Origin of the sequence: Vibrio spartinae (assembly GCF_024347135.1) — a bacterium.
In the GTDB taxonomy this organism is placed as follows: domain Bacteria; phylum Pseudomonadota; class Gammaproteobacteria; order Enterobacterales; family Vibrionaceae; genus Vibrio; species Vibrio spartinae.
On the sequence record NZ_AP024907.1, the window covers coordinates 2381713 to 2395138 of the forward strand.

Below are 13426 nucleotides of genomic sequence, written 5' to 3' on the forward strand. Positions count from 1 at the left end.
CTACGGATTCACCCAATGCAGTCAACAACATTTTTTGCTTTTTGAATCATTTGCCTATTTTACACTCAAATGTTGTAAGCTGCGCCGATTTGCCCGGTTCGACCGGTCAGATTCTTCTTCTGACCTAACAATTTCTACATTCAACTATTGCGATATACAGCAGTTATTTCTATGGTAGTGCCATCCTTTTGTGAATAAGTGAAAACGCCATGAAATTTACTGCACAACAGCTTAATGAGCTCAACTTACTGCTTCAATTTGATCTGAATAGTCGTGATACGGGTATAAAAGTCCACAAAACTGCCGAAAAGAAAGTCCAAGATGCTGTTGAAGCCCTTTACCGGAAAAACCTATGCACCCATCCGGATGGTGGTTATTTAACCGATGAAGGTATCGAGATTGCTCAGGATGCTGATCGTATTCTCCGAGTGCTGGCACCGGAACCAGAATAAAGACCAAACATGATGAAACATATCACTATCATTGGTGCCGGCTGGCTTGGTTTACCATTGACACATCATTTATCTGATTCTTGCCGTGTTTTCGCCAGTAAAACCACAGCGGCCGGAGCCGATGCCCTGCAACTTGAGGGCATCCGCAGTTTCTGCTTTCATTTCGAACAGTCCGCAAAGCCCTTATCCGACACACTGACCGCCCAACAGGCGGAAGTCGTGATTGGCTGCTTTCCTCCCGGATTCAGACAGAATAAGCAGGATGAATATGCGCATTATTGGCGCTATCTGGCCGAACAGTGCAAAATCGCACAGGTGAAAAAGTTAGTCATGATCAGTACGACCGGTGTTTACCCCAATCATCCCGGTATCATGACAGAACAAGATGCAAGCCTGACCCTCGCGCAGAACAATGCTGATTTCAGCACATCAGCCCGAGTCTTACTCACAGCCGAGCAGCATGTGATCGAGAGCGGGCTAGACTATACGATCCTGCGCTTTAGCGGATTAATCGGCCCCAAACGCCATCCGGCTCGATTTGTCCCTAAACTCAAACAAGTCAGCTCACGCGCCCCCGCCAATATACTGCATCTTGATGATGCGATTGGCAGTGTCCGTTATATTCTTGAACAAGAACTCTCAGGGATTTTTAATGTCACAACGCCGGAAACCGTCAGTAAAGCAGAATTTTATCAAGCAGCACTAGACACCGTATCATCGGAAGCGGCTCTGCCACCGGTTGTCGCGCAAGAAGATAAGCAAGTCAGCAGTGATAAACTTTGCCGTTGCGGCTATCCATTCCATTATCAGCACACACTGGATGCACTCCGTTACCTATAATCTTTACTTATCAAGCAGTTTATTTATATCAAGAAGTTTACTTATATCAAGAAGGGGCCAATCACAGACGCCCCAATGCCTCTTTATAGTGTTTCCGGCATACGGAGACATAACGGTCATTGCCGCCAATATCAACCTGAGCACCTTCGGCAATCGGTTGTCCTTGAGCACCGACACGCACCACCATATTGGCTTTTTTACCGCAATGGCAAATGGTTTTCAGTTCAACCAACTTATCAGCCCAAGCTAACAGATGCTGACTTCCCGGAAAGAGTTCACCTTTAAAATCAGACCGCAATCCATAACAAAGCACCGGGATACCAAGCCGATCCACGACATCCGTCAACTGATACACCTGCTCTTTCGATAAAAACTGGCATTCGTCGACTAAAATACAGTCAACTTTCATCTGCTGATGTAATTGGTCGATTTCTTCAAACAAATTGGAAGACTCGCGAAAAAGATAAGCCTCTTCTTCCAACCCGATTCGGGAGCTGACTTTACCAACGCCAAATCGATCATCAATGGCTGCGGTATAAATCACGGGATTCATGCCCCGCTCCCGATAGTTAAAAGAAGATTGAAGGAGTGTGGTCGATTTCCCTGCGTTCATTGCAGAGTAATAAAAATACATCTGGGCCAAAGTATTTTCCTGTGTTCATTACCAGACAATTTGTGTATGCATAAAATTGCCTGTACAACTTATTTCTTTTCTCAGCACCGAATACGAAAAAGGTGGCAATCAGCCACCTTTGTTACATCATGCTGCTTAATCAAACATCTTCCGCTTTGGCACGCACAGCAATCGCCAGCTCTTCAAGCGCCGCAGGGTTTGCTGCGCTGGGTGCTTCAGTCATCGGGCAAGCTGCCGCGGTAGTCTTCGGAAATGCAATCACATCACGGATATTCTCTGTGCCACAAAGCAACATGACCAGACGGTCAAAGCCAAAGGCTAAACCAGCATGCGGCGGTGTGCCGAATTTCAGTGCATCCAACAGGAAGCCGAACTTCCGGCGCTGTTCATCTGCTTCGATCCCTAAAATATCAAACACAACAGTCTGCATCGCAGAATCATGAATACGTACCGAACCACCACCGACTTCATAACCATTCAAGACCATGTCATAAGCATTTGAATTAACATTGGCCGGATTGGCTTTCAGCTCATCAGCCGTGACACCTAATGGTGAAGTGAACGGATGGTGCATCGCATGAAGTTGACCTTCATCGTCTTCTTCAAACATTGGGAAATCAACCACCCATAGCGGTGCCCAGGCGGACTCGTCGGTCAGTGATAAGTCTGTACCCAGCTTTAATCGCAATGCCCCCAACGCTTCTGATACAACATTAACTTTATCGGCACCAAAGAGAATGATATCGCCGCTTTGAGCCTGCGTGCGTTCCAGAATCGATTCAATCACAGATTCAGACAAGAATTTAGCCACCGGAGACTGAATGCCTTCCATACCGGCTGCGCGATCATTGACTTTCAGCCACGCCAATCCTTTCGCACCGTAGATCGAGACGAATTCACCGTACCCATCAATCTGTTTACGCGTCAAGCTTGCGCCACCCGGCACACGAATCACAGCAACCCGACCTTTGGCATCATTAGCAGGCCCGGAGAAGACTTTAAACTCAACTTCTTTGACTAAATCTGCGATATCAACCAATTCCAGCGGGTTACGCAGGTCAGGCTTATCGCTACCGAAACGACGCATCGCTTCACTATATTCCATCACAGGGAATGTGCCCAAATCGACATCGAGCAGTTCCTGCCACATTTCCCGGACCATTTTTTCGGTCACAGCACGGACTTCGTCAGCGGTCATAAATGATGTTTCAATATCGATCTGAGTGAACTCTGGCTGACGATCGGCCCGTAAGTCTTCATCGCGGAAACATTTCACAATCTGATAATAACGGTCAAAGCCCGACATCATCAGCAATTGTTTAAACAACTGTGGTGACTGAGGCAACGCATAGAATTTACCTTTATGTACCCGACTCGGAACAAGATAATCACGGGCCCCTTCCGGCGTGGCTTTAGTCAAGACCGGTGTTTCGATATCGAGGAATCCCTGCCCATCGAGAAAGCGACGGACAAAGCTTGAAGCACGCGCACGCAATTTGATGCGAGCACTCATTTCCGGACGGCGTAAGTCCAGATAACGATATTTCAAACGCTGCTCTTCAGAGTTCTTCTGATTAGAGTCCAATGGCAATACATCGGATCGGTTGATGATTTCCAGCTGAGTGGCAAGGATTTCAACTTCTCCGGTCGCCATATCGCGATTAACCTGAGAGTCCGGACGTGCTCGGACTTCACCGGTCAAACGAATACAAAACTCACTACGCAGTTGGTTCGCAACCTCAAAGACATCTGCCATATCAGGGTCAACAACAACCTGAACCAGTCCTTCACGATCTCGCATATCAATAAAGATCAGTCCGCCCAGATCCCGACGACGATTCACCCAACCACAAAGTTCTACATTCTGCCCGACAAGGGACTTGTTTAGGTGACCACAATAATGGCTACGCATAATGAGTTTCCCAATTTCCAATAACTGATTCAAATCTTCACTGCCCGCTTGAATTTCCAGACTAGCGGACAACAACAAAATATCCTAAATAACCGTGCGACTGTTCAACCCATGAATTCCGACATACAATGCCGATTCAATATTTGATAATAACGTTGCATTGGAGCACGCAGTATTCGATGACTTGGTAAACCTGAAAATCATCGCTGCGCCCATGACTCAGTCGCAATCGTCATCGTGCATGACGGTGTAAAGAAATAGGCGCTGATTATAGCGCTAAAAGACCGGCTTCTTCAAAACGATATCGCGCATTTGACACAATTTAAATTGAAAAAATGACAAATACACTTCCTATTCGACTCGGACTTACGCTCTGGTCACACCCACAATGGCAGCAAACCCTGTATGGGCGAGGAACGGCCGTTTCCGAGAGACTCGAAAAATACGCTCAAGTTTTTCACACTGTCGAGGGGAATACAACATTCTATGCATCTCCTTCACCGACAACGGTTGCCAATTGGAAAGCAGCAACCGGACCAGACTTCAGGTTCACTTTTAAATTACCCAAACAAATTACACATGAATTGATGTTGCATGGCTGTGAAGATTTACTGAACCATTTCATGCAGTTGATGGCCCCCCTTCACGAGCGGGTTGGTTTGTGGACGATTCAACTCCCTGCCGCTTTCAGTCCGGCACACCTCCCTGCGTTGCAACGTTTCTGTCGTTACTTTCCGGCTGATTATCCCTTGGGCGTCGAAGTCCGTCATCCGGCCTTTTTTCACAAAGGCCCCGAAGAAAAGCAATTGAATCAATGGCTGGTCGAAACTCAGACGGATCGAATCATCATGGATAGCCGTCCCGTATTTTCAGCGCAGCCGGACAACGATACGATCATCGATGCACAAAAGAAAAAACCTCGGGTTCCCGTCCATGCCATTGCAACGGGGAATCGTCCGATGGTTCGTTTTATCGGCCACCCGGAGATTGCGGAGAATGATGCCTTTTTCGCAGCTTGGCTACAGAAACTCCCAACATGGGTCGCTCAAGGTAAACAACCTTATCTGATGATTCATACACCAGACAACCAACTAGCGCCGGAGCTGGCACAGCATCTCTATCAACAACTGCAACAACATCTCGAACTGCCAAAGCTCCCCTCTTTCCCCGGCGCTGCTGCCGATAACCAGATCAACATGTTCTAACTCACTCATGATGACAATCACTCGGTTATTGCATAAAATACGCCCCTTTTCTTGGTTCCGTCCCCGATTGGCGGTTTGTCATAGAGATATCACGAGGCTTACATGAGTCATAAAGACACCATCTATTCAGCACCGATTCAACAGGTCGGAGACTTTACATTCGATGAGCGGGTTGTTGAGGTCTTTCCTGATATGATTCAGCGTTCCGTGCCCGGTTACAATAATATTATTTCTACAATTGGGATGCTGGCTGAACGCTTTGCCAAGCCAAATACCAATATTTATGACCTTGGCTGTTCTTTGGGTGCGGCAACGCTCTCGATGCGTCGCCATATTCATCACGAAGGTTGTCATATTATTGCGGTCGATAATTCATCGGCAATGGTTGAACGTTGTCGCATGCATATTGAAGCTTATCGCTCCGATACAGCGGTCCAGGTGATTGAAGCCGATATCCGGGACGTTGAGATCACCAACGCATCGATCGTCGTACTGAATTTTACCCTCCAGTTTCTATCTCCGGATGATCGCAACCAATTGTTGGAAAATATCTACCGTGGATTACGTCCGGGCGGCATTCTGATTCTGTCTGAAAAATACAGCTTTGCTGACACAACAACCAATGATCTGCTCATCGATTTACATCACGAATTTAAACGTGCCAACGGCTACAGTGAGCTGGAAATCAGTCAGAAACGCAGTGCCATTGAACACGTTCTACAACCGGATACCATTGAAACACACAAAAATCGTTTCGCCCAAATTGGTTTCAGTAGTTTTGACATTTGGTTCCAGTGTTTCAACTTCGGTTCGATGTTTGCTATCAAATGATGTTTTCTATCAAATGATATGTGCCGTTCCAATCAAGTGGATAACCATGGTTCACTCAATGTCAGGCGGAACACCTCCTTTTCTCTGCTGAGGATATTCCCAGTTTTATTTTTCGTTCGCAGGATACTCGATTCAATGTTTAACTTTGCTAATTTTTATCAGCTCATCGCGCAAGATCAACGCCTCCAGCCATGGCTGAATGTTTTACCTCAGCAACTGACGGATTGGCAAAACGATTCACACGGAGATTTTGAGCGCTGGCTCCGATCATTGAATAAGCTCCCGACGTTCACCCCTGATCAGGTTGAGCTGAAAACTGAAGTGACCATCAAGAATCAGACGCCCTTGGCAACCGGAGAACAGAAGAAGCTGGAAAACCTGCTGAAAACATTCCATCCGTGGCGAAAAGGACCTTATCACATTCACGGTATCCATATTGATACGGAGTGGCGTTCAGATTGGAAATGGGAGCGTGTTTTATCGCATATTTCTTCGCTGAAAAACCGAAATGTGCTCGATGTCGGCTGCGGTAATGGCTACCATATGTGGCGGATGTTGGGAGAAGGTGCTCGGCTGTGTATTGGTGTCGACCCATCTCACTTGTTTTTGATTCAATTTGAAGCAATACGACGATTAATGGGCAATGACCAGCGAGCCCATTTATTACCATTAGGTATCGAAGCGCTTCCCAAACTAGAAGCATTTGATACGGTATTTAGTATGGGAGTGCTGTACCACCGTCGCTCACCGCTGGACCATTTGTTGCAGTTAAAAGATCAACTGGTTGCAGGCGGAGAATTGATTCTGGAAACGCTGGTTATCGCAGGGGATGAAAGCGCGGTGTTAGTTCCGACGGAGCGCTACGCGCAAATGCGAAATGTATACTTCTTTCCTTCGGCACTGGCATTAAAAGTGTGGCTGGAGAAATGTGGATTTATTGACGTCGTCATTGCCGATGAAAACGAAACATCAACAGCAGAACAACGCACAACCACCTGGATGACACATAACTCATTACCTGACTATCTGGACCCGGCGGATCCGAAGAAAACCATTGAAGGCTATCCAGCGCCGAGAAGAGCGATTCTGATTGCCCGTAAACCATAATTGACATACATCTAACGCGCAATATAAAAATTCAGAGTACGCTAGGTCGTGGAAATCACTACTGAATGCTTTTATCAATCATAACAACTCAAGAATTAGGTTACTCATGTTTAAACGACTTGCACTTGTGGCCGCAATATCCACACTAGCGGGATGCGTCACAACAGAGGAAAGAAGCTTACATCAACAGACAATCGCAGCAATTCATGGTTCAGAGAGCAGCATTAACCAACGTCTGACCAATCTAGAATTGCAATCCAGTAATCAAGTCGATTACATCGATAGTTTGGAAAATGAAGTTTCTTCTTTAAAACAGCAAATACATAAACTCAATCAGAATCACTATCAGCATTCATCACCGCAGGAGATTAACTCAACTCAATCACTGCAACTTCTCGCTTCGTCTGATCCAGTGCCGGCAAATAAGGTCGTCCTTGGTCAGGTTGAGCGAATCAGTATCGAATCGATCAAACAAACATTCGATGCCCGGGTAGATACGGGGGCTGCAACGTCTTCTCTGGACGCAACAGATATTGAAGAGTTTGAAAGAAATGGGAAAAACTGGGTTAGATTTCATTTATCTGGCCGGGCTGAACAGGATGGGGACAAAGCAGCAGGTAAAAAAAATGCTGATGATAAAACCGCCAAGAAAAAAACCAAGGACAACTGGATCGAAGCCCCCGTACTACGTTATGTCAAAATTCGGCAAGCCTCGACATCGGAAATCGAACGGCGAGCCGTTGTTGAATTATGGATAAATGTCGGGAATATTCGTGAACGGACAGAATTTACTCTTGCCGATCGCTCCCATATGTCACACCCGATTTTATTGGGACGTGAATTCCTTCGCGATATCGCTCTGGTGGATGTGAGTAAAAAGTACATTCAATCCACGGCCAAATAATTATCTGGTGAGTATTGACCATGACCTCCCGAGTTCCATTTTATATTTCAATCATCTTGCTGATTGCGATCGGCATTTATTTAAGCATTTTTCGCCATCAGGTTTATGGTGTTCCCTGGACGCCCGGTGAAACCAGACAAGTCTGGGAAATTGAAGCACGTATTCAATTTAATGCGCTGGGTAAAGAAGCGAAAGTATCCCTTGCAGCGCCATACACACAAGATGGATTCACACTGATTAGTGAATCCGCATCTTCACCGGGGTACGGGGTTTCTTACCTTGAATCGATCCCGGGGAGTCGCCGGGCCGAATGGTCGATTCGTCGAGCCAGCGGCCCACAGACAATCTATTATAAAACACAGTTCCTGGTTGACCCAGAGGCTAAATCACGTCCGGAACCACCACATGGACCGGTCGATCCCCCAACGTTCGACAGCCCCGAAGAAGCAGCAGCGGTCTCCCTGATTACGCAGGCAAATGAACGCTCAGCGGATGACATCTCATTTACCAGAGAGCTCATCAAAGCCCTGAATGACGAAGAAAGTCAGAATGCACAACTCCTGCTGAATCAGATGTCCAAATATAAAGCAGCGCAGAAGATGCTTTCATATTCAGGGATTCCCAATAAGATTGTCGGGGTTCTGGCACTGGAAGATGGCCGACGTCGTCAGAGTATTGAGCCAATGAATGAAGTCTGGGACGGGGAACATTGGGTCGTCTTTAACCCAGATACCGGCAAACAAGCCAATCATCCCAATTTATTGGTATGGGATGAATCCAATGTCTCTTTGCTTGATGTGGTCGGTGGTAAAAACAGCCGGGTACAATTCAGTATGATTTCCCGCAAGGTGTCACCACAAGAGGCCACCAACAGTAAAGTCAATTCGGACGGATTGCTCAATCTATCGATTCATAGCCTCCCGTTAGAAGAACAAGCGATGTTTAAAACCATCATGTTGATTCCTATCGGTGCCCTGATCGTGGTGTTTCTCCGCGTCATTATCGGATTAAAAACATCCGGGACATTTATGCCCGTCTTGATCGCGGTGGCGTTTGTCCAGACACAACTGCTCACCGGTATTATCGGTTTCCTGTTGATTGTTGGTACGGGACTAATTATCCGAAGTTACCTATCTAAACTGAACCTGTTGCTGGTGGCCCGAATATCAGCGGTCATCATCGCGGTGATTCTGATTATTTCGCTCTTTACGGTGCTCTCCTTCCGGCTCGGGATTACCGAAGGTCTCACGATTACCTTCTTCCCGATGATTATTCTCTCATGGACCATTGAGCGAATGTCGATTCTCTGGGAAGAAGACGGCGCCAAAGAGGTCTTTCTGCAAGGCGGTGGGTCGCTGTTTACAGCCATTCTTGTTTACCTGGGAATGACCAATACCTATGTTCAGCATCTCACGTTTAATTTTATCGGATTACAGTTGATTGTGTTGGCGCTCATTCTATTGCTGGGAACTTATACCGGCTATCGTGTCAGCGAATTAAAGCGCTTCAAACCTCTGGTAGATGAGCTATGATTTTTGAAAAATATACCTCCCCTTTTCGCTTAAAGCATAAGGGGATTCTGGGGATGAATAAGCGTAACCATAGTTATATTGGTCGTTATAATGACCGATCTAAATATCCCTTAGTTGATGATAAGCTCCAAACCAAAATCATTGCCGAAAAAGCCGGATGTACCGTGCCCCAACTGATCGGTGTGATTCGTAACCAGTATGAGGTCAAACAAATTCATCAACTGGTTCAGCAATGGCCAAGTTTTGTGATTAAGCCTGCCCGCGGTAGTGGCGGAAAAGGGATTTTGGTCGTGACTTCCCATCAGAACGGTGTTTATGTCAAACCTTCTGGCGCAACATTAAGTGCTGAAGATGTGGAAAGACATGTCAGTAATGCACTTGCCGGGCTCTTTTCTCTGGGGGGGAAAAATGATGTGGCGATCATCGAAAACCTGATTCAGTTTGACGACTGTTTCGACGGCTTCAGCTATGAAGGTGTACCGGATGTTCGGGTCATTGTGTTCAAAGGCTACCCTGTCATGTGCATGATGCGTCTTTCCACGCGGGCATCGGACGGCAAAGCAAACTTGCATCAGGGCGCAGTTGGTGTCGGGATCGATATTGCGACCGGTCGGGCGGTACGAGCGGTGCAGTTCGGGCAGCCCGTCACACATCATCCCGATACAGGGCGAGCATTAATTGAATTGGATGTGCCTCACTGGCAACGCCTGCTTGAACTTGCCGCACGCGCATGGGAAATGACGGGGTTAGGCTATATCGGAACCGATATGGTGCTGGATAAAAATAAAGGCCCGATGGTACTGGAGCTCAATGCCCGTCCCGGTCTTGCCATTCAGATCGCGAATGGTGCTGGCTTGCTCCCCAGACTCAGGCATATCGAACATATTGGCTCACCTGAATTACCATTAACCGCTCAGGAACGTGTTGAATATGCCTGCAAGCATTTTGCGGCAACCTCACTACATTTACCTCAATAACCTCACAACATTTACCTCAATAAAGCCGGTACTCCGCCCCCTGTCCTATCTGCATCTCTCTATCGTTATAGAAAGCTCGAAGTGAGATAGCATCAGGGGGCATCCGGCGTCTATCGCCAAGATTGCAGATCTTTTCACCTCACTTTGGCATGATTTTTACATTCGATTGTTAGCCTGATTGCATGTCGTTATCCATGATGGAGCTATGTGACAGACTATGAATATGAAAAAGAAAATATCCGTGATTGTGCCCTGTTTCAATGAAAGTGAAGTGATTGATTTCACGGTCAAAGAGCTAATTTCCGTCACGAATGCAATTCCCGACTACCGTTTTGAGTTGATTTTTGTCAATGATGGCAGCTCGGATGACACTGAACAACAGTTACTGGCACATAGTCGCCGATATCACCAGGTGAGAGTGCTCTCTCTGTCTCGTAATTTCGGCCACCAGCAAGCCGTGAGCGCAGGACTGGACGCCAGTACCGGGGATGCCGTGGTGTTAATTGATGCCGATTTACAGGATCCACCGAAACTCATCGAGCAAATGATCGCTAAATGGGAAGATGGGTATGACGTCGTCTACGGAACACGTGACCATCGGGAAGGCGAGTCAGCCTTTAAACTTGCTTCAGCCAAGTTGTTCTACCGGATGCTCAACCGCTTATCAGAAGTCCCGATCCCATTAGATACCGGTGATTTTCGGCTCATGGACAGACAAGTTGTCGATCAATTGACAGCCATGCCGGAAAAAGCGCGTTTTATCCGCGGCATGGTGAGCTGGATAGGCTTCAACCAAACGTCGATTCTTTATCAACGTTCGCCCCGTTTTGCCGGAGAATCAAAATATCCGTTGAGTAAAATGCTCAAATTCGCATTGGATGGCATTCTTTCATTTTCCGTGAAACCACTGAAATTATCGATCATGATGGGATTTCTGTGCTCCGGAGTCGCCTTTGCGATGCTCATGTACTCCATTTATATCCGGCTCATGACTGATCACTGGGTTTCCGGCTGGACTTCGCTATTCGTCGCGATCTTGTTTATTGGTGGCGTACAGTTGATCTCAATTGGCATACTCGGTGAATATATCGCTCGTATCTACAATGAAGCGAAAGGTCGTCCGCTTTATGTCCTGAAAAAAGGAAGAGCTCTTGAATCTACCAAGAAACATGCCGTGGCTAAATAACCGGATTCGCCCCGAATTTCAGCAAACGCTTCGCTTCGCGTTAGTGGGCGTGTTGAATACCGGGGCGAGTTATATCCTATTCGTCATTCTATACCAGCTATTCGGTTATTATATTGTTGCATCGGTTCTGTCCTATGTCGGCGGAATGCTGATCAGTTTCATACTGAACCGGGGCTTTGTGTTCAAAAGCACCGCGAGACGCGGTCAGCTATTGCCGTTTTGTCTGGTCAACCTATCATCTCTCGCCTGTAGTACCGGCGTGTTGTATCTGTTGGTCGAACAATTCGCAATGTGGGTTTATTTTGCTCAGATGATTGCTATCGGTGTTTCGATGACTATCAACTACCTTGGTTATCGCACCGTGTTTTCTTCTCGGAGGACAAATGATCAATAATCATGTTCCATCCCCCTCAATGCCATACAATCCGTTCAATACTGTCTCACTGCTAAAATGGGGTATTATGGCATTTGGTCTGATATGGACAGTATTCAATTTACATGAATCCATGCTAGAAAATGTGGCACATGATGCGCTGCCTTATATGGACAGTTATGTCTCTAAATTTGTCTCTGAAGGCCGTTGGGTTAATTTTGCTTTATTCGACACGTTACGCCTCGTCCCTGCCGTGGTTGCCGGTACCTTATGTAATGTGTTTATTTTCATGTTTGGTTATCAGGTCGCCATGAGGGTCAGGAAAGATCGCTGGCTCGCCTGCTGCTTTGCCCTGCTGGTCGTCAATGTCCCCTATTTTACCATGTTGTTCAAATGGCCGATGACGCTGATCCCCGGTACTTTGATGCTGGCCTTGTTCAGTTGCATCAAAGACCGCTATTCACGCCCGGTTATCTTACTCACTTCAGGTATCTTGTTGTTTGCAACCTACCCTGCATTCTACTTCCTGATGCCTTTACTCTTTATCCGTCAGTTGAATGAAGAAAACTTCCGCAGTCTGTTGCAATTTCTGTGTCTCTGGATTGCCGGTTACGCCCTCGGCTACGTTGTCGCAAATTTAAGTGTGTATGGCTATACGCTGCTCCAGAACGGCACCGGTCACTTTATTGAGTTTGTGTCGTGGCGAAAATCAACCCCATCGACGGATATCAGCGGTATTATCGCCAATATCGCGAAAAGTGCGGGGAATTTTGAACGCAATGCCCGCTATCTGGCAACGTTAAGCCCTCTGTTCTATATCCCGGCCGCCCTCACCTTGGTCTGGGCACTCAAGCATCATCTGAAATACACGTTAGTGGCTCTGCTGGTGGTCTTGTCCATCTATGCCAGCGTGATCCCTCTGGGTGTGAAAGTACCGCTCCGCTCCGGGATTACTCTACCACTGGGTATGGCGATGCTGATCTTGTTGGTTCCTCATTTCTGGTGGAGAGCCCTATTGTGGGTAACCTTATTTGTCCCGTTTGCCTGGCAGATGCATCAATACAACGATGGCTATAACGAGAAAAGAATTCTTTTTGCTGAAATGGTAACTGAGCATGATACCCACGATTATCTGCAACAACCGCAGCAATTCAGAAAAATCATTGTCAGTGTGGATGAAACCAAAACCAGTGCTTACTTCTACAAACTCACCGGCTCCGATTCATTCAAGAATCTGTCCAACCTGAGACTGCACTATATCAAGCCTTATCTGTATCAATACGGCTGGCATGATAAAGACATCATCGTTAAAGATGTCCCAAGATCACAGGTTTGGGGAGAAACCAAGGTTGAAAAGCATGGCGATCGATTATTCGTCTCTATCGATTAACTCAATACATTACCAGCTCAAACGAAAAAACCACCTGTTTTAGGTGGTTTTTTATTATCTGACCAGCAATAAATCCGGCAAAT

Annotated in this window: 13 protein-coding genes; 11 read left to right on the plus strand and 2 right to left on the minus strand. The window is 46.6% G+C overall.

The window, feature by feature from the left end:
- Nucleotides 1-209: 209 nt before the first annotated feature.
- Nucleotides 210-452 carry a TIGR02647 family protein gene (locus OCU60_RS10395; protein WP_074373455.1) on the plus strand — a complete coding sequence of 81 codons (243 nt, stop codon included), beginning with the start codon at nucleotides 210-212 and terminating at the stop codon, nucleotides 450-452.
- A gap of 12 nt (nucleotides 453-464) precedes the next feature.
- The gene (locus tag OCU60_RS10400) at nucleotides 465-1292 is read left to right on the plus strand and encodes an NAD(P)H-binding protein (protein WP_074373537.1); all 828 of its coding nucleotides are present in this window, start codon (nucleotides 465-467) and stop codon (nucleotides 1290-1292) included.
- 61 nt (nucleotides 1293-1353) lie between these two features.
- Here OCU60_RS10400 and OCU60_RS10405 read toward each other — a convergent pair whose 3' ends face one another.
- The gene (locus OCU60_RS10405; protein ID WP_074373454.1) at nucleotides 1354-1935 is read right to left on the minus strand and encodes a thymidine kinase; all 582 of its coding nucleotides are present in this window, start codon (nucleotides 1933-1935) and stop codon (nucleotides 1354-1356) included.
- A gap of 130 nt (nucleotides 1936-2065) precedes the next feature.
- Nucleotides 2066-3838, minus strand: a complete 1773-nt coding sequence (gene aspS, locus OCU60_RS10410) for an aspartate--tRNA ligase (RefSeq protein WP_074373536.1) — start codon at nucleotides 3836-3838, stop codon at nucleotides 2066-2068.
- 335 nt (nucleotides 3839-4173) lie between these two features.
- Here aspS and OCU60_RS10415 point away from each other — a divergent pair, with 335 nt between their 5' ends.
- From OCU60_RS10415 to OCU60_RS10455, 9 genes are all read left to right on the plus strand, one after another.
- The gene (locus OCU60_RS10415; protein WP_074373453.1) at nucleotides 4174-5043 is read left to right on the plus strand and encodes a DUF72 domain-containing protein; all 870 of its coding nucleotides are present in this window, start codon (nucleotides 4174-4176) and stop codon (nucleotides 5041-5043) included.
- A gap of 102 nt (nucleotides 5044-5145) precedes the next feature.
- Nucleotides 5146-5874: a carboxy-S-adenosyl-L-methionine synthase CmoA gene (cmoA, locus tag OCU60_RS10420; RefSeq protein WP_074373452.1), complete on the plus strand. Its 729-nt coding sequence runs from the start codon at nucleotides 5146-5148 to the stop codon at nucleotides 5872-5874.
- A 135-nt stretch (nucleotides 5875-6009) separates the two neighbouring features.
- Nucleotides 6010-6981: a tRNA 5-methoxyuridine(34)/uridine 5-oxyacetic acid(34) synthase CmoB gene (cmoB, locus tag OCU60_RS10425; RefSeq protein WP_074373451.1), complete on the plus strand. Its 972-nt coding sequence runs from the start codon at nucleotides 6010-6012 to the stop codon at nucleotides 6979-6981.
- 106 nt (nucleotides 6982-7087) lie between these two features.
- A complete protein-coding gene (locus OCU60_RS10430) occupies nucleotides 7088-7885 on the plus strand; it encodes an ATP-dependent zinc protease family protein (protein ID WP_074373450.1) in 798 nt (265 codons plus the stop codon).
- Between the two features lie 20 nt (nucleotides 7886-7905).
- The gene (locus OCU60_RS10435) at nucleotides 7906-9417 is read left to right on the plus strand and encodes an inactive transglutaminase family protein (RefSeq protein WP_074373449.1); all 1512 of its coding nucleotides are present in this window, start codon (nucleotides 7906-7908) and stop codon (nucleotides 9415-9417) included.
- Entirely contained in the window at nucleotides 9414-10394 is a 981-nt protein-coding gene (locus tag OCU60_RS10440; protein ID WP_074373448.1) for an alpha-L-glutamate ligase-like protein, read from the plus strand. Before OCU60_RS10435 ends, OCU60_RS10440 begins: the two co-directional genes overlap by 4 nt.
- A gap of 223 nt (nucleotides 10395-10617) precedes the next feature.
- The gene (locus OCU60_RS10445; protein WP_074373535.1) at nucleotides 10618-11580 is read left to right on the plus strand and encodes a glycosyltransferase family 2 protein; all 963 of its coding nucleotides are present in this window, start codon (nucleotides 10618-10620) and stop codon (nucleotides 11578-11580) included.
- Nucleotides 11546-11974: a GtrA family protein gene (locus OCU60_RS10450; RefSeq protein ID WP_139302125.1), complete on the plus strand. Its 429-nt coding sequence runs from the start codon at nucleotides 11546-11548 to the stop codon at nucleotides 11972-11974. Before OCU60_RS10445 ends, OCU60_RS10450 begins: the two co-directional genes overlap by 35 nt.
- Nucleotides 11964-13343 (plus strand): hypothetical protein, encoded by a 1380-nt coding sequence (locus OCU60_RS10455; protein WP_074373446.1) that lies wholly within the window; start codon nucleotides 11964-11966, stop codon nucleotides 13341-13343. Before OCU60_RS10450 ends, OCU60_RS10455 begins: the two co-directional genes overlap by 11 nt.
- The last annotated feature ends 83 nt before the right edge of the window (nucleotides 13344-13426 follow it).

What these genes read in the sequence shown, in the direction of transcription:
- OCU60_RS10395 (WP_074373455.1), top strand. Translation starts at nt 210, where the DNA reads ATGAAATTTACTGCACAACAGCTTAATGAGCTCAACTTACTGCTTCAA.
- OCU60_RS10400 (WP_074373537.1), top strand. Translation starts at nt 465, where the DNA reads ATGAAACATATCACTATCATTGGTGCCGGCTGGCTTGGTTTACCATTG.
- aspS (WP_074373536.1), bottom strand. Translation starts at nt 3,838, where the DNA reads ATGCGTAGCCATTATTGTGGTCACCTAAACAAGTCCCTTGTCGGGCAG.
- OCU60_RS10415 (WP_074373453.1), top strand. Translation starts at nt 4,174, where the DNA reads ATGACAAATACACTTCCTATTCGACTCGGACTTACGCTCTGGTCACAC.
- cmoA (WP_074373452.1), top strand. Translation starts at nt 5,146, where the DNA reads ATGAGTCATAAAGACACCATCTATTCAGCACCGATTCAACAGGTCGGA.
- cmoB (WP_074373451.1), top strand. Translation starts at nt 6,010, where the DNA reads ATGTTTAACTTTGCTAATTTTTATCAGCTCATCGCGCAAGATCAACGC.
- OCU60_RS10430 (WP_074373450.1), top strand. Translation starts at nt 7,088, where the DNA reads ATGTTTAAACGACTTGCACTTGTGGCCGCAATATCCACACTAGCGGGA.
- OCU60_RS10435 (WP_074373449.1), top strand. Translation starts at nt 7,906, where the DNA reads ATGACCTCCCGAGTTCCATTTTATATTTCAATCATCTTGCTGATTGCG.
- OCU60_RS10440 (WP_074373448.1), top strand. Translation starts at nt 9,414, where the DNA reads ATGATTTTTGAAAAATATACCTCCCCTTTTCGCTTAAAGCATAAGGGG.
- OCU60_RS10445 (WP_074373535.1), top strand. Translation starts at nt 10,618, where the DNA reads ATGAAAAAGAAAATATCCGTGATTGTGCCCTGTTTCAATGAAAGTGAA.
- OCU60_RS10455 (WP_074373446.1), top strand. Translation starts at nt 11,964, where the DNA reads ATGATCAATAATCATGTTCCATCCCCCTCAATGCCATACAATCCGTTC.